The organism is Streptomyces sp. NPDC048290 (assembly GCF_040652095.1).
Classification (GTDB): Bacteria; Actinomycetota; Actinomycetes; order Streptomycetales; family Streptomycetaceae; genus Streptomyces.
This window is the reverse complement of sequence record NZ_JBEZLM010000006.1, coordinates 123,838-144,827: the sequence shown is the minus strand read 5'-3', so window position 1 is coordinate 144,827 and position 20,990 is coordinate 123,838. Positions and strand designations below refer to the sequence as shown.

General features: G+C 71.0%; 21 protein-coding genes and 1 riboswitch. Of the genes, 9 read left to right on the top strand and 12 right to left on the bottom strand.

Translation table 11 applies throughout. The features are described 5' to 3' along the window. Window positions 1-76: 76 nt before the first annotated feature. The 3 genes from murQ to AB0D49_RS12150 all read left to right on the top strand — a co-directional run bounded on the left by murQ (window position 77) and on the right by AB0D49_RS12150 (window position 3,175). Complete coding sequence (gene murQ / locus AB0D49_RS12160; RefSeq protein WP_362754992.1) at window positions 77-1,012, top strand: N-acetylmuramic acid 6-phosphate etherase; 936 nt, start codon at window positions 77-79, stop codon at window positions 1,010-1,012. A gap of 178 nt (window positions 1,013-1,190) precedes the next feature. Continuing rightward, window positions 1,191-2,609, top strand: coding sequence for a PTS transporter subunit EIIC (locus AB0D49_RS12155; protein ID WP_362755793.1), 1,419 nt, complete (start codon window positions 1,191-1,193; stop codon window positions 2,607-2,609). Then, window positions 2,606-3,175, top strand: a complete 570-nt coding sequence (locus AB0D49_RS12150) for a hypothetical protein (protein WP_362754989.1) — start codon at window positions 2,606-2,608, stop codon at window positions 3,173-3,175. The genes AB0D49_RS12155 and AB0D49_RS12150 overlap by 4 nt, the downstream gene beginning before the upstream one ends. A 90-nt stretch (window positions 3,176-3,265) precedes the next feature. On the opposite strand, the gene AB0D49_RS12145 is transcribed toward AB0D49_RS12150, so the two are convergent. From AB0D49_RS12145 to AB0D49_RS12125, 5 genes are all read right to left on the bottom strand, one after another. Next, the gene (locus AB0D49_RS12145; protein WP_362754986.1) at window positions 3,266-4,792 is read right to left on the bottom strand and encodes an MFS transporter; all 1,527 of its coding nucleotides are present in this window, start codon (window positions 4,790-4,792) and stop codon (window positions 3,266-3,268) included. Between the two features lie 225 nt (window positions 4,793-5,017). Beyond that, window positions 5,018-5,902 carry a metallophosphoesterase gene (locus AB0D49_RS12140; RefSeq protein WP_362754983.1) on the bottom strand — a complete coding sequence of 295 codons (885 nt, stop codon included), beginning with the start codon at window positions 5,900-5,902 and terminating at the stop codon, window positions 5,018-5,020. Window positions 5,903-6,037: 135 nt separating this feature from the next. Continuing rightward, on the bottom strand, window positions 6,038-6,253 hold the full coding sequence (locus AB0D49_RS12135; RefSeq protein ID WP_362754980.1) for a DUF397 domain-containing protein: 216 nt from the start codon (window positions 6,251-6,253) through the stop codon (window positions 6,038-6,040). A 166-nt stretch (window positions 6,254-6,419) separates the two neighbouring features. After that, window positions 6,420-6,632 (bottom strand): DUF397 domain-containing protein, encoded by a 213-nt coding sequence (locus tag AB0D49_RS12130; protein ID WP_362754977.1) that lies wholly within the window; start codon window positions 6,630-6,632, stop codon window positions 6,420-6,422. Beyond that, on the bottom strand, window positions 6,632-7,471 hold the full coding sequence (locus tag AB0D49_RS12125) for a helix-turn-helix transcriptional regulator (protein ID WP_362754974.1): 840 nt from the start codon (window positions 7,469-7,471) through the stop codon (window positions 6,632-6,634). Before AB0D49_RS12125 ends, AB0D49_RS12130 begins: the two co-directional genes overlap by 1 nt. 105 nt (window positions 7,472-7,576) lie before the next feature. On the opposite strand from AB0D49_RS12125, the gene AB0D49_RS12120 reads away from it, so the two are divergent. Then, complete coding sequence (locus tag AB0D49_RS12120) at window positions 7,577-7,843, top strand: hypothetical protein (RefSeq protein ID WP_362754971.1); 267 nt, start codon at window positions 7,577-7,579, stop codon at window positions 7,841-7,843. Continuing rightward, window positions 7,840-8,388, top strand: coding sequence for a hypothetical protein (locus AB0D49_RS12115; protein ID WP_362754968.1), 549 nt, complete (start codon window positions 7,840-7,842; stop codon window positions 8,386-8,388). The genes AB0D49_RS12120 and AB0D49_RS12115 overlap by 4 nt, the downstream gene beginning before the upstream one ends. Before the next feature lie 213 nt (window positions 8,389-8,601). Here AB0D49_RS12115 and groL read toward each other — a convergent pair whose 3' ends face one another. The 4 genes from groL to thrC all read right to left on the bottom strand — a co-directional run bounded on the left by groL (window position 8,602) and on the right by thrC (window position 12,844). Next, window positions 8,602-10,224 (bottom strand): chaperonin GroEL, encoded by a 1,623-nt coding sequence (groL, locus tag AB0D49_RS12110; protein ID WP_355734230.1) that lies wholly within the window; start codon window positions 10,222-10,224, stop codon window positions 8,602-8,604. A 308-nt stretch (window positions 10,225-10,532) separates the two neighbouring features. Further along, window positions 10,533-10,736: a cold-shock protein gene (locus AB0D49_RS12105; protein WP_004986573.1), complete on the bottom strand. Its 204-nt coding sequence runs from the start codon at window positions 10,734-10,736 to the stop codon at window positions 10,533-10,535. A 411-nt stretch (window positions 10,737-11,147) separates the two neighbouring features. Next, a complete protein-coding gene (locus AB0D49_RS12100; RefSeq protein WP_362754964.1) occupies window positions 11,148-11,426 on the bottom strand; it encodes a MoaD/ThiS family protein in 279 nt (92 codons plus the stop codon). Between the two features lie 122 nt (window positions 11,427-11,548). After that, entirely contained in the window at window positions 11,549-12,844 is a 1,296-nt protein-coding gene (gene thrC, locus AB0D49_RS12095; protein ID WP_362754961.1) for a threonine synthase, read from the bottom strand. A gap of 18 nt (window positions 12,845-12,862) precedes the next feature. Continuing rightward, window positions 12,863-13,043: riboswitch (SAM riboswitch) on the bottom strand. A 191-nt stretch (window positions 13,044-13,234) separates the two neighbouring features. Between thrC and AB0D49_RS12090 the strand changes: the two genes are divergently transcribed. Continuing rightward, the gene (locus AB0D49_RS12090; RefSeq protein WP_362754958.1) at window positions 13,235-14,179 is read left to right on the top strand and encodes a glucosyl-3-phosphoglycerate synthase; all 945 of its coding nucleotides are present in this window, start codon (window positions 13,235-13,237) and stop codon (window positions 14,177-14,179) included. An 86-nt stretch (window positions 14,180-14,265) separates the two neighbouring features. After that, window positions 14,266-15,663 carry a trehalose-6-phosphate synthase gene (locus AB0D49_RS12085; protein ID WP_362754955.1) on the top strand — a complete coding sequence of 466 codons (1,398 nt, stop codon included), beginning with the start codon at window positions 14,266-14,268 and terminating at the stop codon, window positions 15,661-15,663. Between the two features lie 372 nt (window positions 15,664-16,035). Here AB0D49_RS12085 and otsB read toward each other — a convergent pair whose 3' ends face one another. The 3 genes from otsB to AB0D49_RS12070 form a co-directional block, all read right to left on the bottom strand. After that, entirely contained in the window at window positions 16,036-16,896 is an 861-nt protein-coding gene (otsB, locus tag AB0D49_RS12080; protein WP_362754952.1) for a trehalose-phosphatase, read from the bottom strand. Between the two features lie 18 nt (window positions 16,897-16,914). Next, entirely contained in the window at window positions 16,915-17,142 is a 228-nt protein-coding gene (locus AB0D49_RS12075; protein WP_362754949.1) for a DUF3263 domain-containing protein, read from the bottom strand. Between the two features lie 167 nt (window positions 17,143-17,309). Continuing rightward, a complete protein-coding gene (locus tag AB0D49_RS12070; RefSeq protein WP_362755791.1) occupies window positions 17,310-18,551 on the bottom strand; it encodes an extracellular solute-binding protein in 1,242 nt (413 codons plus the stop codon). Window positions 18,552-18,684: 133 nt separating this feature from the next. On the opposite strand from AB0D49_RS12070, the gene AB0D49_RS12065 reads away from it, so the two are divergent. Both AB0D49_RS12065 and nagA read left to right on the top strand, forming a co-directional pair. Further along, a complete protein-coding gene (locus AB0D49_RS12065; protein ID WP_362754946.1) occupies window positions 18,685-19,701 on the top strand; it encodes an ROK family protein in 1,017 nt (338 codons plus the stop codon). Then, the gene (gene nagA / locus AB0D49_RS12060) at window positions 19,701-20,924 is read left to right on the top strand and encodes an N-acetylglucosamine-6-phosphate deacetylase (protein ID WP_362754942.1); all 1,224 of its coding nucleotides are present in this window, start codon (window positions 19,701-19,703) and stop codon (window positions 20,922-20,924) included. The genes AB0D49_RS12065 and nagA overlap by 1 nt, the downstream gene beginning before the upstream one ends. The last annotated feature ends 66 nt before the right edge of the window (window positions 20,925-20,990 follow it).

Here is a 20,990-nt window from a genome sequence, read left to right as displayed (position 1 = left end):
GTGAGACAGACCGCCCTCACCCGTACGCCCCCTACCCCTCCTGGCACCCCCTCGTGGAAAAGAGCCGTCTGACACCATGACCTCCACCTCAGAACCCCGTGGTCTTCGTGCCGAGTTGGAGTCCCTGACCACCGAGGCGTTCCGCCCCGAGCTGGCCGAGATCGACCGGCTGGACACCCTCGCCCTCGCCACCCTGATGAACGGCGAGGACGCCACCGTCTCCACCGCCGTCGCCGCTCAGCTCCCCCGGATCGCCGCCGCCATCGACGCCGTCGCCGCCCGGATGGCCCGCGGCGGGCGGCTGGTGTACGCGGGCGCCGGTACCGCCGGGCGGCTCGGGGTGCTCGACGCCTCCGAGTGCCCGCCCACCTTCAACACCGGCCCGGACCAGGTCGTCGGGCTGATCGCGGGCGGCGCGTCCGCCATGGTGACCTCGGTCGAGGGCGCCGAGGACTCCCCCGACCTGGCCCGCGCCGACCTGGACGCGCTCAAGCTGACCGGCGCCGACACGGTCGTAGGGATCTCCGCCTCCGGCCGCACCCCGTACGCGGTGGGCGCCGTCGCACACGCCCGCGCGCTGGGCGCGCTGACCGTCGGGCTGTCCTGCAACCCGCACAGCCCGCTGGCCGCCGCCGCCGACCACGGCATCGAGGTCGTCGTCGGCCCCGAACTGCTCACCGGCTCCACCCGGCTGAAGGCGGGCACCGCGCAGAAGCTGGTCCTCAACATGCTCTCGACGATCACGATGATCCGGCTCGGCAAGACCTACGGGAATCTCATGGTCGACGTCCGCGCCTCCAACGCCAAGCTGCGCGCCCGCTCCCGCCGGATCGTCGCGCTGGCCACCGGCGCGCCCGAGGACGAGATCGAGACCGCGCTCGCCGCCACCGACGGCGAGGTCAAGGACGCCATCCTGACCATCCTGGCCGGAGTGGACGGCCCGACCGCCGCCCGCCTTCTGGAGGAGTCCGACGGCCATCTGCGCGCCGCGCTCGCCGCCGCACCCCACTGACCCGCACGCTCGGGAGGTGCGCACCGATCCCCCCATCCCCCAGCCCGACCCGCCCACCCCTCAGCCCGATCCCCCCATCCCCCAGCCCGACCCACCCACCCCGCAGCCCGACCCACCCGTACCCCAGCCAGAGCCGCCCACCCCTCGCCCCGATCCGGCGTCCGTCCTCGCCTCCGCCCTGCTCCCCCTCCTCGGCGGCCCGGCGAACATCACCTCCGTCGCCCACTGCATGACCCGTCTGCGGGTGGGCCTCGACGACCCCGCGCTGGTCGACGACACGGCACTGCGCGCGCTGCCCGGCGTCCTGGGCACGGTCGCCGACGACACGTACCAGATCGTGCTGGGCCCGGGGGTCGTCACCCGGGTGACGGAAGCATTCGAAACCCTGCTCACGGAAGCCCCCCGTACGGCCACGACCACGACGCCCACCACCACCGCGCCCCCCACCACCACCGCCGAAGAACTAGCCGACCGCGGCGACTCCCTCCGCACCGAGCGACGCCGCCGCAACGCCACCCCCGCCAAGACCGCCCTGCGCCGCATCGCGAACGTCTTCGTCCCCCTCATCCCCGCCCTGATCGGCTGCGGCATCCTCGCCGGGCTCAACGGACTGCTGCTGAACGCGGGCTGGCTGCCCGGCGTCACCCCCGCCCTGGCCGCCGTCGCCTCCGCCTTCATGGCGCTGATCGCGGTGTTCGTCGGCTACAACACGGCGAAGGAGTTCGGCGGCACCCCGATCCTCGGCGGCGCGGTCGCGGCGGTCGTGGTCTACCCGGGGGTCGCCAACGTCACCGCCTTCGGCGTGACCCTCGCCCCCGGCCAGGGCGGCGTCCTCGGCGCCCTCGCCGCCGCGCTGCTCGCCACGTACGTGGAGAAGGGGTGCCGGGGCCGGGTCCCCGCCGCCCTCGACGTCCTGGTCACCCCCACGGTCACCGTCCTGGTCGCGGGCCTGGCCACCCTGTACGGCCTGATGTACGCGGCCGGGGCGGTCGCCGCCGCCATCGGCACCGCCGCCGACTGGCTGCTGACCACCACCGGCGCCCTCGCGGGCCTGGTCCTCGGCGGACTGTTCCTGCCCCTGGTGATGCTGGGCCTGCACCAGGCCCTCATCCCCATCCACGCCACCCTCATCGAGCAGCAGGGCTACACCGTCCTGCTGCCGATCCTCGCCATGGCGGGCGCGGGCCAGGTCGGCGCGGCGGCGGCCGTGTACGTCCGGCTGCGCCACGACCACTCCCAGCGGACGACGAACCGCTCCCTGCGGACGACGATCAGATCCGCGCTCCCGGCCGGACTGCTCGGCGTCGGCGAACCGCTGATCTACGGCGTCTCGCTGCCGCTGGGCCGCCCGTTCCTGACCGCGTGCGCGGGCGGGGCGGCGGGCGGGGCGTTCATCGGGGTGTTCGCGATGCTCGGCGTGAAGGTCGGCGCGACCGCGATCGGCCCGTCGGGCTGGGCCCTGTTCCCGCTGCTCGCCGGAAACCGGGGCCTCGGCCTGACGACGGCGGTGTACGCGGGCGGCCTGGCCACCGGTTACGCGGCCGGATTCGTCGCGACATACGCCTTCGGACTGCGGCATACGACACTGGACCCATGAACCACGCCCAACTCACCGCCCTGGGCCGTGCCCTCCGACTCGTCGGTGAGCACGGCGACGCCCTGACCGGCACGACCCCGGACGCCAAGCTGCACGAGATCCGCGCGGATCTGCGCCGCGCCCTGGATCTGCTGGAGGAGAGCGTCACCGCGGCGAAGCCCACCACCCGCTGCGCCGAGCATCCGGGCGGTCCGGTCGACACGAGCGCGCCGGACCTGTGCCTGCTGTGCGAGACCCGGCGCCGGGCGGCCCGCCGGGCGGAGTTCAACGGCCCGGCGGGCCCCGCGGGCCAGTCCACCGGCACCCCCTCCCGCTACGGAGTGCGCGGCGACCGCCCGCAGCCCCAGCAGCGCTGGCTGCCGGAGCTGTGGAACGGCCAGGAGTGGCAGCTGTGCGGCACCCCGCGCCGCGACCGCCACGAGGCGGAGCTGTACCTCGCCGCCCAGCGCCGCGGCTCCCGCCCGGCGATGGCCTACCGCCTGGTCCATGAGTTCACCGACTACGAGGTCCTCCGCGTCTGGGGCACCCCCGTCCGCACGGACATCGAGCCGATGGGCAACCTGTAGCCCACCCCTGGGGACACCACGACGGACAGCCCCTCAGGCATCGGGCGCCTCCGCCTCCACCCCACAGCCCGACGCCACCCCGTCACCCCGTCACCCCTTACGCACGGGCTCCTTCACACCCGCCCCGTCGACCCCATCGACCCCGTCCGCCCCATCCGGTTCCGCAGAAGAAGCCCGCAGCGTCTCCTCCCCCACCGCCACGCCCCCGCGCCGCGGAATGAACGCGGCGACCGCGAACGCCAGCAGCGCCGCCCCCGCGCCCACCGCCAGCACCGTACGGAACCCGTCCTGCGACGGGAACGTGACCGGTCCGAGCGTGGTCGTCAGCTGGGCCAGGATCACCCCCGCGACGGCGCTCGCCACCGAGGTGCCGATGGACCGCATCAGCGTGTTGAAGCTGTTCGCAGCGGCCGTCTCGGACGCCGGGACCGCCCCCATGATCAGCGCGGGCATCGAGCCATACGCGAAGCCGATCCCGGCGCCGATGACACAGGAGACCAGCACGAAGTGCCAGACCTCCGACATCAGCGCGATGTTCAGCCCATAGCCCGCGGCGACGATCAGCGCGCCGATCATCAGGGTCGTCCGGGGCCCCTTCGCCCGCGAGACGGCGGCGGAGACCGGCGCTATGGCCATCATGACCAGCCCGGACGGGGCCATCACCAGACCGGCGGAGAGCATCGACTGCCCGAGCCCGTACCCGGTCTCCGACGGCAGCTGGAGCAGTTGCGGGATGACCAGCGACATCGCGAACATCGCGAAGCCGACGGCGATCGAGGCGAAGTTGGTCACCAGCACCTGGCGGCGCGCGGTGGACCGCAGATCGACCAGCGGCTCCGCGACCCGCAGCTCCCACCGGCCCCACGCCAGCAGCACCAGCACGGCCGCGGCGAACAGCCCCAGCGTGGTCGTACTGGTCCAGCCCCAGTCGCCGCCCTTGGAGATGCCCAGCAGCAGACAGACCAGCCCGACGGCCAGCCCGGCGCCGCCGACCACATCGAACCGTCCCCCGCCACGCACCTTCGACTCGGGCACCAGCGCGACCACCAGCGCCCCGGCGACCACCCCCAGCACCGCGGACGTCCAGAACAGCACATGCCAGTCGAAATGGTCGGCGATCAGCGCGGCGGCGGGCAGCCCCAGCGCGCCGCCGACCCCGAGCGAGGCACTCATCAGCGCGGTCGCGGAACCGAGCCGCTCGGCGGGCAGTTCGTCCCGCATGATGCTGATGCCGAGCGGGATCACCCCGGCGGCGAGCCCCTGGAGGGCCCGTCCGACGATCATCGGGGTGAGGGTGTCGCTGAGCGCGGCGACCACCGAGCCGACGACCAGCAGCCCGATGCTGGCCAGCAGCATCCGCCGCTTGCCGTACATGTCCCCGAGCCGTCCCATCACCGGGGTGGCCACGGCCGCCGCCAGCAGGGTCGCGGTGACCGCCCACGCGGCGTCCGACGCGGGCGCGGCGAGCAGCCGCGGCAGCTCCGGGACGATCGGGATGACCAGCGTCTGCATCAGCGAGACGACGATGCCGCTGAAGGCCAGCACCGCCACCACGGCGTTGCTGCGGGGCGGTGCCGCTCCCCCGGTCGCGGTGGTGGGCGCGGGAGCGTCGGACATGTCGGGGCCTCCGTCGGACAGCACAAAGTGATTGACCGAGGCAACGGTAAGGCAATTGATTGAGTTACTCAAGAAATAATGCTCAGGGGACAGGAGTGAAGCGCCCCCGATGGAGGCGGCAGGGGGCGCGAGCCGCCGCGGGGGGCGCGAGCCGCTCCTCGCACACCCGCCCGTACCGGCCGACCGTGACCGCCACCGTGCCGGTGCCCGACCGGCTCAGCGCACTCAGCGCACCCAGCCCCGCGTCTCGATGACCTCCAGCACCTGGTCCTCGTCCAGCTCGTAGACGGTCTCGTGGGCGCGTGGATCACGGGCGTGCAGGGTGTGGAAGAGCGGCCCCGCCGCCCCGCCGATGTCGATCACCGACGCGGCGGCGCCCCGCACCGCCCGCTCGGTGTCGGGACGCGCGGTCAGATCGATCCGGTCGACCACGGCCGGACCGACCCACACCGGAACCGCGGCGAGCAGCCCGAACAACTGGAGATGGAAATGCCCGGTGAGCACCGCCCGTACATCACTGCCGCGCAGCACCTCGGCCAGCGAGCGCGGGTTGCGCAGCCCGAAGGCGCGCTGGGTGTCGACGTCCATGGCGATCGGCGGATGGTGGAAGGCGACGATCGTGCCGCGCTCGCCGGTGGTGCGCAGCAGATCGTTCAGCCAGTCCAGCTGGGCATCGCTCAGCCCGCCGTACACCTGGCCGGGCACCTGGGAGTCCATGGTGATGAACCGGTATCCGCGCACCACGCTCACCGCGGCCTTCTCGCCCTCGGCGGAGGAGAGGACCGTCGTGGCACGGTCCGAACCGTCGACCGCGAGATGCCCGCTGCCGAGCACCTTCCCGAAGGCCGCCCGGTCGTCATGGTTCCCCACGGTGAAGAACAGCGGCACCCCCAACTGAGCCGCGAACTCCCCGATCAACTCCCGCGCGATGGTGTACGACTCCACCGCGCCGTCGTCGGCGACGTCCCCGGTGACCATGATCGCGTCGACCCCGCGCTGATGTCGCAGCTCGCCCAGCATCAGGCGCAACGATTCGGTGGCGTCGACGCCGTGCCGGTTGGGCCCGGCGGTCCGCTCGATATGAGTGTCGGACAGATGGAGAATGCGCATACGCGGCACGCTAGCGGCCACCTGCGCTCCGCGTGCGGCGTACGAGGAGAAGGCCCCACCTTCCGGGGACCCGAACGCCCGAGCCCCGCCGCTCCGAAGGTCTCGGGAAACGGCGGGGCCCGGGGCGGCGCGGTTCTAAAGGTCGGCGGACCGGGCGAGGGCGACCAGCCCGGCGAACGCGCGCACGGAAACCGCCAGTACGGGACCCTCCGCGCGCTTGCTGTCGCGGATCGGGACGATGCCGGAGGCCGCGGCGTGCTCGGGCGCCCACTCGACGCACGATCCGCCGTTCTGTGTGCTGTAGGAGGACGTGACCCAGCGCAGCGACGGGGAGTTGGTTGTGGCTATCACATACTTCCCTTTCGTAGCTCCTCGATCATGGCGACCGATTCCGCTTGTGAGGCTGCCTCGATCTGTAGGTACGAACAAAAGGAATCACCATCCGGGAACCCCAAACACCCGAGCCCCGCCGCTCCAGGAGATCTCGGGAAACGGCGGGGCCCGGGGTGGCGCGGTGCTAGAGGTCGGCGGACTGGGCGAGAGCGACCAGCCCGGCGAACGCGTGCAGGGACACCGTCAGCACGGGGCCGTCCGCGCACTTGCTGTCGCGGATCGGGACGATGCCGGAGGCCGCGGCGTGCTCGGGCGCCCACTCGACGCACGATCCGCCGTTGTCGACGCTGTAGGAGGACTTGACCCACCGTATGGAGAAAGAGTTGGTTGTGGCCATCACATAGGTCCCTTTCGTAGCTCTTCGATCATGGCGACCGATTCAGCTTGTGAGGCAGCCTCGACCTGCAACTGATGGTAGTTCCTCATCAGCGGTACTACGGAGGACAGTTCACGTTCCAGATGGCTCTGCGTCTGCGACTCGACGTAGGACATCAGAGTCCGGTCCGTCATGGTCAGAAGGTGGACCAGCCGACGGAACGGCGTCCGTCCCCCCAAGGCGAACGGAGCGATCTGGAACGAAGTGTTCGGCTCCTTGGCGAACTCGATCAGCCGCGCGAACTGACCCGCCATGACGTCGGGTCCCCCGATGGGCCGACGGATGCAACTCTCATCGAGCACCGCGAAGACGATCGGCGGCGGGGTCCGGACCAGCGCGGCTTGCCGCTCTATGAGGAAATCGACCCGCTCAGTCGCTTGTTCGGGCGTGATATCGCCTCGCTGGACCGCGAAGTCAGCCAGCGCCCGTGCGTATTCGCGAGTCTGGAGCGGTCCGGGAACCAGTCCGGATTCGAAGATCCGGATCTCTACAGCCCGCTCCTCGTACCCGACGTACTCCGGAAAACCCTCCAGCAAGCTGCCGTTCTGCATCTCACGCCACTGGCGTTCGAACGTATCTACCGTGCCTTCCAGGCCAAAGGCCCTGTCCGCAGCCTTCGCGAAGCGCAAGGAAGGTGTTTTGCGGGTAGTTTCGACGCCCGAAATATGCCCGCTGGACACACCCATATGCGTGGAGAGATCTTCCTGCGTCCAGCCACGCGCCTCCCGTGAACTGCGTAAACGCGCGCCGAACGCTGCTTGTGGCGAGGCATCCGGGTTCAGATCCTTGCGGTTCACCATCCGTTCCCCCAACTGCTCTGTCCTGACAGCCACGTTGATTGAGGTCCCAGCCGAAGCCACGCTGACTCCATCCGGTAGTGAAATCACTACGGAGAGGAGTCGGCCATGTCCGACCGGAACGTACCGGAGCACCACCAGGCCCCCCAACTCAGCATCGGTGACCTGGCGTTCGACACCCGCACCAGAGCCCTCGGCGTCGTCATGGACACCGGCGCGGACGGGGGCGACGGCCGCTACGCGCTCCGCCCGCCCAGGGGCGGCATCGAGTGGTACGCGTCGCACGACGACGTCCGGCCGGCGACCGTCGCGGACCAGCTCAGGCCCGCCCTCACCGAGGTGAACGCCCGCAGCCGAGGGGACGTGACCTGGTGAACCCCACCGGCGGCTACTGGGCCGAGATCACCGCGGAAGGCCCCGTCCACGGCCGCGACGAGACCGCCCGCATCGTCCTCGCCGAGTTCGAGAGCCCCCATCTGCACGCCTCGGCCCACTGGCTGGCCACCCAAGCCCTGCGCATCGCGAACCGGCTCGACCCACACCCCGCGGAGCCCTGGGTTCCGGCAGCGGCACTGCGGCCGGTCACCGCGACCGTCAGCGAGGCGGAGGGCGACGTACCGACCCTCCTGCGTCAGTGGGCGAACTCCCCCGGCGAACAGCGCGCGGTCGTCGCCCAGTTGGAATCGGGCGACCCCTTCGCTTTCATCGCCGCCGATCACACCGGGCTCTACGTCCTCGCCCTCTGGCCCGTATCCACCCCACGCACCCCACCGACCCCGCACCCCCGCCGCGCCCGCCACCGCAAGCCACGGCTACGACCCGCCCTGCACACACTGCGCACCCGCGCCGTGGCGGTCATCCGGAGCCTGTGCGAAAGCGTTCGCCCCCCTGAGTACCCGGCCACCCACGGCTCACGCTGAGGGTCGGCAGCCCGGCGGACCACCACCCCGCCCCCTTCACCGGCGGAGACGACATGCCCACCCCGAGACATCAACGGCATGTGCACCGCACGCGACCTCCGCGCTGCACGAGAAGCGGGCCCGCCAGGCCCCCCAAACGCCCAAGGGCGACACCCCCGGAACCCCGGAAGGTGTCGCCCTCGGACCAGCAGGACACAGATCGAGCAAGCCCGATCAGAAGTCCATGTCACCACCCGGCATACCGCCACCGGCAGGCGCCGCGGCCTTCTCCGGCTTGTCGGCGATGACCGCCTCCGTGGTGAGGAACAGCGCGGCGATCGACGCGGCGTTCTGCAGCGCGGACCGCGTCACCTTCGCCGGGTCGATGATGCCCTCGGCGATCATGTCCACGTACTCACCGGTCGCGGCGTTCAGACCGTGACCCGGGGTGAGGTTGCGGACCTTCTCCACCACGACGCCGCCCTCAAGGCCGGCGTTGACGGAGATCTGCTTCAGCGGAGCCTCCAGCGCGAGCTTGACCGCAGCCGCGCCCGTCGCCTCGTCGCCCTCGAGCTCCAGCTTCTCGAAGACCGAGGAAGCCTGGAGCAGCGCCACGCCACCACCGGCGACGATGCCCTCCTCGACGGCCGCCTTGGCGTTGCGCACGGCGTCCTCGATGCGGTGCTTGCGCTCCTTCAGCTCGACCTCGGTCGCGGCACCGGCCTTGATGACGGCCACGCCGCCCGCGAGCTTCGCCAGGCGCTCCTGGAGCTTCTCGCGGTCGTAGTCGGAGTCGGAGTTCTCGATCTCGGCGCGGATCTGGTTGACCCGGCCGGCCACCTGGTCCGAGGACCCGGCGCCGTCGACGATCGTGGTCTCGTCCTTGGTGATGACGACCTTGCGGGCCCGCCCGAGCAGGTCCAGGGTCGTGTTCTCCAGCTTGAGGCCGACCTCCTCGGAGATCACCTCGCCGCCGGTGAGGATGGCGATGTCGTTCAGCATCGCCTTGCGGCGGTCGCCGAAGCCCGGGGCCTTGACGGCGACGGACTTGAACGTGCCACGGATCTTGTTGACGACCAGGGTCGACAGGGCCTCGCCCTCGACGTCCTCGGCGATGATCAGCAGCGGCTTGCCCGACTGCATGACCTTCTCCAGGAGCGGGAGCAGGTCCTTGACGTTGGAGATCTTGGAGTTCGCGATGAGGATGTACGGGTCCTCAAGCGACGCCTCCATGCGCTCCATGTCGGTGGCGAAGTAGGCGGAGATGTAGCCCTTGTCGAAGCGCATGCCCTCCGTCAGCTCGAGCTCCAGACCGAAGGTCTGGGACTCCTCGACGGTGATGACGCCTTCCTTGCCGACCTTGTCCATGGCCTCGGCGATCAGCTCGCCGATCTGGGTGTCGGCGGCGGAGATGGAGGCCGTGGAGGCGATCTGCTCCTTGGTCTCGACCTCCTTGGCCTGGTCGAGCAGGGCACCGGAGACGGCCTCGACGGCCTTCTCGATACCGCGCTTGAGGGCCATCGGGTTGGCGCCCGCGGCTACGTTCCGCAGACCTTCCTTGACCAGCGCCTGGGCGAGGACCGTGGCCGTCGTCGTACCGTCACCGGCGACGTCGTCCGTCTTCTTCGCCACTTCCTTGACCAGCTCGGCGCCGATCTTCTCGTACGGGTCTTCGAGCTCGATCTCCTTGGCGATGGAGACACCATCGTTGGTGATCGTGGGGGCGCCCCACTTCTTCTCAAGGACGACGTTGCGGCCCTTGGGGCCGAGGGTGACCTTGACGGCGTCGGCGAGCTGGTTCATACCGCGCTCAAGGCCGCGCCGCGCCTCCTCGTCGAACGCGATGATCTTGGCCATGTGAAGTGGTCCCTCCAGGACTGGGGGTGATTCATCGGACCGCGCCCGCGCCCGCGACGGACGGCTCGCCTGCCTCGTGGTTCCTTGCCCCACCCGGCCTGCGGCCTCACCGACCCGGTCCTTCGTTGTCACTCTCACCTTCAGAGTGCTAACGCCAATGATTAGCACTCGCCCTAGGAGAGTGCAAGCGCCTGCCATGATCCGCCGGTCCGCGAGGGGGTCCGGGACGCCCTCGGCACGGGGCCCGCGCCGGGCAGGCGGAAGGGCCCGCACCCAGGTGGATGCGGGCCCTTCCGGACAGAAACGTTTCAGGCGGTCACGCGAACCATGTCGGCCTGCGGGCCTTTCTGGCCCTGCGAGATTTCGAACTCGACCCGCTGGCCCTCTTCCAGGGTGCGGTAGCCGTCCATCTGAATGGCGCTGTAATGGACGAAGACGTCCGCACCACCGTCGACCGCGATGAAGCCGTACCCCTTCTCCGCGTTGAACCACTTGACGGTGCCCTGAGCCATGCCTAACTCCCCTATTACTGGCCCTTGCACAGATCCACCCTTCGCGGACCCGGGTCAGACCTCACCCCCCGATCGGTGGGGGCGTGCGCCGGAACGCGTCGACCGCGGCCGAATGTATCTGTCCAACTGCCGTCTGCAACAGGTCAATCGGACGAGAAATCCGGGCAGGACCGGTCGGGAATTTCTGGAGAATTACTGAGAGTTCGGGGCAAGTCGGGCCCGACAAAGAGAACTAAAGACGCAAAGGAACCACACACTTTGGCTACTTCTCATCGCTGCTTCAGAACGAGAGCGGAAGGAAAGTGGAACGCGATCGGCAGCGGTTCCCCAACTCTACCTCGTCTAACCATAGAGAATTGCCCCCTCCGCTTCTCTCACGGAGGGGGCAATTCAGGGAACAGTGTGTGACGCTCAGCAGCCGCCGGCCACCGCCGGGATGATCGACACCCCGGCGCCGTCCGGAGTGGCCGTCTCCAGTCCCTGCTCGAAGCGGACATCGTCGTCATTGACGTACACATTGACGAACCGCCGCAGCTTGCCCTGGTCGTCCAGCACGCGGGCGGCGATCCCGGTGTGCTTGGCCTCGAGGTCGGCGATGACCTCACCGAGGGTGGTGCCCTCGGCGGTCACCTCGGCGGCACCGCCGGTATAGGTGCGCAGGATGGTGGGGATGCGGACACTGACGCTCACGATGAAAACCTCCGGAAAAAGGGAACGCGCTCAGGGGCGCTGGGGGTCCCCCCTCTGGGGGAGAACTGCGCGACCAGCCCCCACCGGCCCGCAGGGAACAACGACTGGGCGAAGAACAACGACTAGGACGACGCCGACGCGAGACCCGCGTCGCGGAACGACTCCAGACTCGGCCGGATCGTCGCGGTCAGCCCCGTGTCGGCCACCGCGTCCAGCGTCTTCAGCCCGTCCCCGGTGTTGAGGACGACGGTCGTCAGGGCGGGGTCGAGCAGCCCGCTCTCCACCAGCTTCTTCGTCACTCCGACGGTCACCCCGCCCGCCGTCTCCGCGAAGATCCCCTCCGTGCGGGCCAGCAGCCGGATCGCGTCGACGATCTCCGCGTCGGTCACGTCCTCCACCGCTCCGCCGGTGCGCCGCGCGATGTCCAGGACGTACGGGCCGTCCGCCGGGTTGCCGATGGCCAGCGACTTGGCGATGGTGTCCGGCTTCTGCGGGCGCACCACGTCATGGCCCGCCTTGAAGGCCGCCGACACCGGCGAGCAGCCCTCCGCCTGGGCGCCGAAGATCTTGTAGGGACGGTCCTCGACCAGCCCGAGCGCGATCAGCTCCTTCAGCCCCTTGTCGATCTTGGTGAGCTGGGAGCCGGAGGCGATCGGCACCACGAGCTGGTCGGGCAGCCGCCAGCCGAGCTGCTCACAGATCTCGTACGCCAGGGTCTTGGAGCCCTCCGCGTAGTAGGGCCGCAGATTGACGTTGACGAAGCCCCAGCCCTCTCCGGCGGGGTCGCCGATCAGCTCGGAGCAGAAGCGGTTCACGTCGTCGTAGTTGCCCTCGATGCCGACCAGCTCGCCGCCGTAGACCGCGGCCATGACGACCTTGCCCTGCTCCAGGTCGTGCGGGATGAAGACACAGGAGCGCAGGCCCGCGCGGGCCGCCGCGGCGCCGACCGCGCCGGCCAGGTTGCCGGTGGAGGAGCAGGACAGGGTGGTGAAGCCGAAGGCGCGGGCCGCCTCCAGGGCCTGGGCGACGACCCGGTCCTTGAAGGAGTGGGTCGGGTTGCCGGAGTCGTCCTTGACGAAGAGAGCGCCGGTGATGCCCAGCTCGCGGGCGAGGTTGTCGGCCTGGACGAGCTGGGTCCAGCCGGGGTTCAGATTGGGCTTCTCGGCCACGTCGGCGGGGACGGGCAGCAGCGGGGCGTACCGCCAGATGTTCGCGGGGCCCGCGGTGATCCGCTTGCGCAGTTCCTCGGTGTCGTAGGCCGAGAAGTCGTAGGCGATCTCCAGCGGGCCGAAACACTCCTCGCAGGCGAAGAGCGGGCCGAGGGGGACGCGGTGGCCGCATTCGCGACAGGAGAGCGCGGCGGCGGGTCCGAGATCGAGGGTGGAATTGCCGGTGTTCGCGACAGTCTGCACAGCCATGTGAGGCGAGGCCCTTTCTCCTCATCTTCCTCACGACGCATTTCGCCGTGAGACGGATTTGGCACCTTCCCTAGCCGGGAGCCTCGCGGGGACGATCGTCACTGATCCGGCAGAACTGGCGGATCTGATCGCTACGAGACCGGCTGGAGGGTTGCCGGGGCTTCATCGGGCCGTTTCCCTCTGCCCCTCTGGATGAGCAATATGTGGTTGTTTATACGGTTGTCCGAGCGGTTGTGAACGCTGTCGACCCTGACATGCGATGGTCACCAGCGTTGTTCAAGACTGTAACCGAAGGCCAGCACAGTTGAGATAGTCGTCCGAACCGCGAGATGGATCACATACGGGCACGAGACGCCCCCAGATGGTCCGAACAGTGAGGAGCCGCCGACCGTGCTGGAAGAAGTCGAGCGCTGGCTGAGGACCCGCACCTGGTCCCTGTCCGACCGACCGCTCCATCGCATCATGGCCGCCAAACGCGCCACCGGCCAGTCGGTCAGTGTGGTGCTGCCCGCGCTGAACGAGGAGGAGACCGTCGGCGAGATCGTCACGGTGATCCGCCGCGATCTGATGGACCAGGTGCCGCTCGTCGACGAGATCGTCGTCGTGGACTCCGGCTCCACCGACCGCACCGCCGAGCGGGCCGCCGCCGCGGGCGCCCGGGTGGTGCACCGCGACCAGATCCTGCCCCGGCTGCCCGCCGCCCCCGGCAAGGGCGAGGTGCTGTGGCGCTCCCTGCTGGTCACCGACGGTGACATCGTCTGCTTCATCGACGCCGACCTGCGGGACTTCTCGTCCGGCTTCGTCTCCGGCATCGTCGGCCCGCTGCTCACCGAGCCGGGCGTGGACCTGGTCAAGGGGATGTACGACCGTCCGCTCGCCGGGGCGGCCGGACAGGGCGGCCGGGTCACCGAGCTGGTGGCCCGCCCGCTGCTCAATCTGCACTGGCCGCAGCTGGCCGGTTTCGTACAGCCGCTGGGCGGGGAGTACGCGGCCCGGCGCGCCCTGCTGGAGCAGCTGCCCTTCCCCGTCGGGTACGGCGTCGAGCTGGGGATGCTGGTGGACTCGCTGCACCTGGTCGGGCTGGACGCGCTCGGACAGGTCGACGTCGGGGTGCGCAAGCACCGGCACCAGGACGGGCAGGCGCTGGGCCGGATGGCCGCCGCGATCTACCGGACCGCGCAGCTGAGACTGGCCCGCGGGCATCTCGTACGGCCCTCGCTCACCCAGTTCGAGCGGGTCGAGGACGGCTTCGCGCCACGGACGTACGCGGTGGACACCGAGGAGCGCCCGCCGATGGTGGAGATCGCCGAGTACGCGGCCCGGAAGGTGGCGTGAGGGGTGCCGCGCGGGCGGCCGTATACGACGGACAGGTGCTGGAACCGTACGTTTGAGCGTTTACGGCGCGGGCTAGGTTGAGGCGTATGGCCGCACCCACTTCCGGCGCCGCGCGCGTACTGGTCGCTTCCAACCGGGGTCCCGTCACGTACACCGTGGGCGACGACGGGACCCTCCATGCCCGGCGCGGAGGCGGCGGACTGGTGTCCGGGCTCTCCGCGATCGGGCCCGAGGCGGACGCCCTGTGGGTGTGCTCCGCGCTCGGCGACGGCGACCGCGAGGCGGTCCGGCGGGGGGTGGGCGAGCCGGGCGTACGGATGCTGGACATCCCGGCGGACGTGCACGCGGACGCGTACAACGGGATCGCGAACTCGGTCCTGTGGTTCGTCCACCACATGCTGTACCAGACGCCGCTGGAGCCGGTCTTCGACGCCGGGTTCCGGCGGCAGTGGGCGGCGTACGAGGCGTACAACCGGGCGTTCGCCGAGGCGCTGGCGGCGGAGGCGGCCGAGGGCGCGGCGGTGCTGGTGCAGGACTACCACCTGGCGCTGGTGCCGGGGATGCTGCGCGCGCTGCGGCCGGATCTGCGGATCGGGCACTTCTCGCACACGCCGTGGGCGCCGCCGGAGTACTTCCGGATGCTGCCGGACGACATCGCCGGGCAGTTGCTGCGCGGGATGCTCGGCGCGGACCGGCTGGGCTTTCTCACCGGGCGCTGGGCGGACGCGTTCCGGGCGTGCTGCGAGGCGTTCGTGCCGGGCGGGACCGGGGACACCGCGATCGGGGTGCACGGGCTGGGGGCCGACGCGGACTTCCTTCGGCGGCGGTCGCACGAACCGGATGTCGCGGAGCGGATGGCGGTACTGCGGGAGCAGATCGGCGGGGCGGAGCGGCGGACGATCGTACGGGTGGACCGCACCGAGCTGTCGAAGAACATCGTGCGGGGGCTGCTGGCGTACCGGGAGCTGCTGGCGGGGTACCCCGAGTGGCGTGAGCGGGTCGTCCATGTGGCCTTCGCGTACCCCTCCCGGCAGGACCTCGCGGTGTACCGGGCGTACATGGCGGAGGTACGGCGACTGGCGGCGGAGATCAACGCGGAGTACGGGACGGAGGGCTGGACTCCCGTGCTGCTGCATCTGGAGGACGACTTCGCGCGGTCGCTGGCGGCGTACCGGCTGGCGGATGTGGCGCTGGTCAATCCCATCCGGGACGGGATGAACCTGGTCGCGAAGGAGGTGCCGGTGGTCTCCGACGGGGGGTGTGCGCTGGTGCTGTCGCGGGAGGCGGGGGCGTGGGAGGAGTTGGGGGAGGACGCGGTGGGGGTGAACCCGTATGACGTGTCCGCGACGGCTGAGGCGTTGCGGGTGGGGTTGGAGATGTCGGTGGGGGAGCGGGGGGAGCGGACCAAGCGGTTGGCTGCCGCCGGGACGGCGTTGCCGCCGGCCCGCTGGTTCTTGGACCAGCTCGACGCGCTGCGGGCTTGAGGGAGGGGAGGGGGAGCGCCCTGTCTCGTCGCCGGGTGCGGGCTTGAGGGAGGGGAGGGGGGAGCGCCCTGTCTCGTCGCCGGGTGCGGGTGGGTGGTCGCTTTTCGCGCAGTTCCCCGCGCCCCTGAAAGGTGCGGTGGGCGGGTGCGGGTGGGGTGTGGCTGGTCGCGCAGTTCCCCGCGCCCCTAGGGGGTGCGCCCTGACGCCACTCGACAAGCGCAGCCCCACCCCCAGGGGCGCTGGGGGTACCCCCTCTGGGGGAGGAACTGCGCGAAGAGCGACCACCGGCCCGCACATGATCACGACCGGACCCACCATCTAGGGGCGCGGGGAACTGCGCGAGAGGCGACCACCGGGCCGCACCTGGTCGTGCTAACGGAGTGTCGTCGCCAGGGTCGTCAAGAGGTGGATCACTCCCTCGGGGCCGGGGACCACCACGTCCGCCTGGGTGCGCAGCGCAGGGACTTCGTCGCTGCCGCTGCACACCAGCACACCCGGCACCCCCTCCCCCCGCAGCGCCCCCACCGCCGCGTACGCCGGAAGGTCACCCAGGTCGTCCCCCGCGTACAGGACGGACCCGGCGCCGGTCTCCCGGACGTGGGTCGTCAACGCCATGCCCTTGTCCATGCCGGGCGGGCGCAGCTCCAGGACGTAGCGGCCCGGCTCGATCACCAGACCGTGCCGGTCGGCGAGATCCCGCAACGGAACCCGCAGCCCATCCAGCGCCCCCTGCGGGTCCGGCGCCCGGCGCGTGTGCACCGCCAGCGCCCTGCCCTTGTCCTCGATCCACACTCCGCCGGCGCCACCGTCACCGCCGGCGCCCACCAGCCCCGGCAGCTCCGCCCGTACCGCCGCGACCCCCGCCGGCGGCTCCGGCGCGGTCAGCTCCCCCGTCGCCGCGTCCCACCGCTCCGCCCCGTACGCGCCCAGCACCACCAGGTGCTCAAGACCGGGCACTCCGGCGAAGCCCCCGTAGCGGACCGCGACCTCCGCCGGGCGGCCGGTGATCACGGCGATGGAGGCGACCTTGGGCGCGAGGGCCACCAGCGCGGCCAGCGCGCCGGGGTGCGCCCGCGCCCGCTCCGGGTCCGGCACGATCGGTGCGAGCGTCCCGTCGAAGTCGAGGCCGATCACCGCCGACCCCGGCGCCGCCAGCAGCGCCCGCACCCCCTCCCGCCCGGCTTCGGTCACCGGCGTCGGAAAACCGTTCGCGTCACGCTCGTGGCTGCCCATGTGCCGAGCCTATCCACGTCATCGCCCGGCACGCCGGGACTGCCGGACACGTCTGAGCCGGTTGACCGTCACCGGGTCGTGCGCCAGTGCCCGCGGGTCGTCCAGCAGGGCGTTGAGCAGCTGGTAGTAGCGGACGGGGGCGAGGCCGAGTTCCTCACGGATCGCCCGCTCCTTCGCGCCCGGCCCCGCGAAGCCGCGCCGCTCCAGAGCGAGGACGCTCCGCTCCCGGCTGCCCAGTGGTTCCATGCGCTCCACCGTAGCCGCCGCCACTGACAACGCCTGGGCCCGGCGCCTCGCGGGCCCTGGCACGCACATCCGCCCCGTCGGCTCCCTCCTCGGCCGTGCAGCCGCACGCACCAGACCCCGCTGGGGCAAGCCGACAACCCCGGCCGGCATGATCCGGACGGCAGGCCCTAGCCGCTCGACCCGCCGCGGCTCTCCGCCGACATCGCCGTGGACTGGAGCGCGGCGAGCACCGCCGACGGGTCGCCGTCCTGGGCCACCGCCTTGCCGATCTCCGCCTTCACCCCGGCGCTCACCGTCGCCCAGGAGGTGCGGCTGACGGGGTACAGCTCGGAGAGGGGGAGTTCGTCGAGGAACGGCCTGAGGTCGGCGTCCTCCTTCGCGCCCGCCATGATCTCGGACGCCGAGTCGGTCACCGGGAGCAGGTCGTAGCGGCGGGAGAAGTCGAGGACGTTGCGCTCGCTGTAGACGAAGTCGAGGAACTCGGCGATCTGGTCGCGGTGGCCGTTCTCCTTGAAGGCCATCATCCAGTCGGCGACGCCCATGGTGGCCTGGTCGGCGCCCTCGACGCCCGGCACCGGGACCATGCCGAACTCGACGTCCTTGGCGGTGGCCATCTTCATCAGCGAGGGATGTCCGTTGAGCATCCCGACCTCGCCGTTCGCGAACGCCTCGAAGGCGTCCGCGCGGTTCAGCTCGCCGGGGGCGACCGGCCCGGTGAGCTCCTTGCCGACGAGTTCGTCGCGCAGCCAGGTGAACGTCTCGACGTTCTCGGGGGCGTCGATGGCGTAGGAGCCGTTCGGGTCGACATAGCCGGCGCCGCCGCTGAGCAGCCACTGCATGGTCTCGGCCTGCGCTTCCTCGGAGCCGAGCGGCAGCGCGTACGGGTACTTCACCCCGGCGTCCTTCAGCTCACCGGCCGCGGACGCGAGTTCGTCCCAGGTGGTGGGCGGGGTGAGACCGGCGTCCTCGAAGTGGGCCTTGTTGTAGAAGAGCAGCCGCGTGGACGCGGCGAACGGCATGCCGTACTGCACCCCGTGCACCTGCCCGGCGAGGGCGAACTGGTCGGCGAAGTCCGCCTGGACGGGTATGGAGAGCACATCGCCCGCCTGGTAGAGCAGGTCCTGGTCGGCGTAGTCGGCGTAGGCGCCTATCTGGGCGAGGTCCGGCGGGTCCCCGGCGTCGACCATGGCCTTGACCTCGCGGTCGACGTCGGTCCAGGCATGGACCCGGACGTCGACGGTGATCCCGGGATGGTCGGCCTCGAAGCGGGCGACCAGGTCCGTCCAGTACTCCTCGGAGCCGTTGGCGGAGCTGTCGCCGTAGTCGGCGGCGACCAGTGTCAGGGTCACGTCGTCGGAGTCGCCGACCCCGCACCCGCCCAGTGCCACCGTCAGACCCGCCACGGACATCATCGCGATCATTGCTGTGCTGCTGCGCTGCCGCACTGTCGTGGTCCCACCCTGTCCTTTGTCGCTGGTTCCGTTTTTGGTCGTTCCCGTTGACGAATCAAGGTCTACACCACGTGAATGGACTAGACCTCTTATGGGTCAACGGGTCACACTGTCCCACGTGAGACACGTCATCGCCCTGGATGTGGGCGGCACCGGGATGAAAGCGGCCCTGGTCGGGGCGGACGGCACGCTCCTGCACACCACGCGCCGGGCGACCGGCCGCGAGCGCGGACCGGACGCGGTGGTCGAGACCATTCTCGACTTCGCCGCCGAACTGCGGACACACGGGGAGGAACGGTTCGCCGAGCCCGCCGTCGCCGCCGGGGTCGCCGTGCCCGGGATCATCGACGAGGCCGAGGGGATCGCCGCCTACGCGGCCAACCTGGGCTGGCGTGACGTACCGCTGCGCAAGCTGCTCACGGACCGGCTCGGCGTGCCCGTCGCCCTCGGCCACGATGTGCGCACCGGCGGACTCGCCGAGGGCCGGATCGGCGCCGGACAGGGCGCCGACCGCTTTCTGTTCATCCCGCTGGGCACCGGCATAGCGGGCGCCATCGGCATCGACGGCCGGGTCGAGGCGGGCGCCCATGGCTTCGCGGGCGAGATCGGCCATATCGTCGTACGGCCCGGCGGGACGCTCTGTCCGTGCGGGCAGCGCGGCTGTCTGGAGCGGTACGCCTCCGCGTCCGCCGTCAGCGAGGCATGGGCCGGGGCCAGCGGCGACCCGAAGGCCGACGCCGCCGACTGCGCCCGCGCCGTCGAGGCGGGCGACCCGCGCGCGCTGGCCGTCTGGCAGGAGGCCGTCGACGCGCTCGCCGACGGTCTGGTCACCGCCCTCACCCTGCTGGACCCGCGCACCCTGATCGTCGGTGGCGGGCTGGCCGAGGCGGGGGAAACGTTGTTCACACCGCTGCGGGACGCCGTCCGGCGGCGGGTCACCTTCCAGAAACTGCCGTCGATCGTCCCGGCGGCCCTCGGCGACACGGCCGGCTGCCTGGGCGCCGGCCTGCTGGCCTGGGATCTCCTCGGCACCTCCGGCTTCACATCCGGCTTCACCTCCGGCTTCACATCCGGCTCCATGTCTGACTCCAAGGAGGAATCGGCCTGATGGCAACCGCCCCAGGGGCGCGGGGAACTGCGCGAACAACCCCCACCGGCCCGCAGCCGCCGTACGACGTCCAGGTCCTCACCGGCGCGCGGGTAGTCCTGCCGACGGGCGTGGTGGACGGCGGTGAGGTGACCGTCGAGGGCGAGCGCATCGCCGCCCGCGCCCCCGAGCACGCCCCCCGGGTGGATGTCGGCGGCCACTGGCTGGTGCCCGGCTTCGTCGATCTGCACAACCACGGCGGCGGCGGCGCCTCCTTCACCTCCGGCACGGTCGACGACATCCTCAAGGGCATCCACACCCACCGGCTGCACGGCACCACCACCCTGGTCGCCTCCACCGTCACCGGCGAGCTGGACTTCCTCGCCCACCGCGCGGGCCTGCTCTCGGAGCTGGCCGAGCAGGGCGAGATCGCCGGGATCCACTTCGAGGGCCCGTTCATCTCCCCGTGCCGCAAGGGCGCCCACTCCGAGGAGCTGCTGCGCGACCCGGACCCGGCGGATGTGCGCAAGCTGGTCGACGCGGCACGCGGCCACGCCAAGATGGTCACCCTGGCCACCGAGCTGCCGGGCGGCCTGGACTCCGTACGGCTGCTGGCCGAGCACGGGGTGATCGCGGCGATCGGGCACACCGACGCCAGCTATGAGCAGACCGTCGAGGCGATCGACGCGGGCGCCACCGTCGCCACCCACCTCTTCAACGCCATGCCCGCCCTCGGCCACCGCTCCCCCGGCCCCATCGCGGCGCTGCTGGAGGACCCCCGGGTCACGGTCGAGCTGATCAACGACGGCACCCATCTGCACCCGGCCGCACTGGAACTGGCGTTCCATCACGCGGGCGCCGGACGGGTCGCCTTCATCACCGACGCGATGGACGCGGCCGGTTTCGGCGACGGCCGCTACATGCTGGGCCCCCTGGAGGTCGAGGTCAGCGAGGGCGTGGCGCGGCTGGTGGAGGGCGGCTCGATCGCCGGGTCCACGCTCACCCTGGACCGGGCCTTCCAGCGGGCGGTCACCGTGGACCGGCTCCCGGTGGAGGCCGCCGTCCAGGCCCTGTCCGTCAACCCGGCCCGGCTGCTGGGCATGTCCGACTCCATCGGCTCGCTGGAGCCGGGCAAGTACGCCGACCTGGTCCTGCTGGACGCGGACTTCGAGATCCGGGGCGTGATGCGGCGCGGGACGTGGATCGTGGCCCCTGAGGCTCCCGATGCCCCTGAGGCCGGGTAACCCCGGCTGATCCACCGGAACGGTGGCCGGTCGTGGGTCTGGGCCGGTCGCCGTCTCTTTGGCATG

Excerpts from the sequence above, each read along its gene's own strand:
- murQ (WP_362754992.1), top strand. The coding sequence starts at position 77 with ATGACCTCCACCTCAGAACCCCGTGGTCTTCGTGCCGAGTTGGAGTCC.
- AB0D49_RS12150 (WP_362754989.1), top strand. The coding sequence starts at position 2,606 with ATGAACCACGCCCAACTCACCGCCCTGGGCCGTGCCCTCCGACTCGTC.
- AB0D49_RS12145 (WP_362754986.1), bottom strand. The coding sequence starts at position 4,792 with ATGTCCGACGCTCCCGCGCCCACCACCGCGACCGGGGGAGCGGCACCG.
- AB0D49_RS12140 (WP_362754983.1), bottom strand. The coding sequence starts at position 5,902 with ATGCGCATTCTCCATCTGTCCGACACTCATATCGAGCGGACCGCCGGG.
- AB0D49_RS12130 (WP_362754977.1), bottom strand. The coding sequence starts at position 6,632 with ATGGCCACAACCAACTCTTTCTCCATACGGTGGGTCAAGTCCTCCTAC.
- AB0D49_RS12125 (WP_362754974.1), bottom strand. The coding sequence starts at position 7,471 with ATGGTGAACCGCAAGGATCTGAACCCGGATGCCTCGCCACAAGCAGCG.
- AB0D49_RS12120 (WP_362754971.1), top strand. The coding sequence starts at position 7,577 with ATGTCCGACCGGAACGTACCGGAGCACCACCAGGCCCCCCAACTCAGC.
- groL (WP_355734230.1), bottom strand. The coding sequence starts at position 10,224 with ATGGCCAAGATCATCGCGTTCGACGAGGAGGCGCGGCGCGGCCTTGAG.
- AB0D49_RS12105 (WP_004986573.1), bottom strand. The coding sequence starts at position 10,736 with ATGGCTCAGGGCACCGTCAAGTGGTTCAACGCGGAGAAGGGGTACGGC.
- thrC (WP_362754961.1), bottom strand. The coding sequence starts at position 12,844 with ATGGCTGTGCAGACTGTCGCGAACACCGGCAATTCCACCCTCGATCTC.
- AB0D49_RS12085 (WP_362754955.1), top strand. The coding sequence starts at position 14,266 with ATGGCCGCACCCACTTCCGGCGCCGCGCGCGTACTGGTCGCTTCCAAC.
- otsB (WP_362754952.1), bottom strand. The coding sequence starts at position 16,896 with ATGGGCAGCCACGAGCGTGACGCGAACGGTTTTCCGACGCCGGTGACC.
- AB0D49_RS12075 (WP_362754949.1), bottom strand. The coding sequence starts at position 17,142 with ATGGAACCACTGGGCAGCCGGGAGCGGAGCGTCCTCGCTCTGGAGCGG.
- AB0D49_RS12070 (WP_362755791.1), bottom strand. The coding sequence starts at position 18,551 with ATGTCCGTGGCGGGTCTGACGGTGGCACTGGGCGGGTGCGGGGTCGGC.
- AB0D49_RS12065 (WP_362754946.1), top strand. The coding sequence starts at position 18,685 with ATGGGTCAACGGGTCACACTGTCCCACGTGAGACACGTCATCGCCCTG.
- nagA (WP_362754942.1), top strand. The coding sequence starts at position 19,701 with ATGGCAACCGCCCCAGGGGCGCGGGGAACTGCGCGAACAACCCCCACC.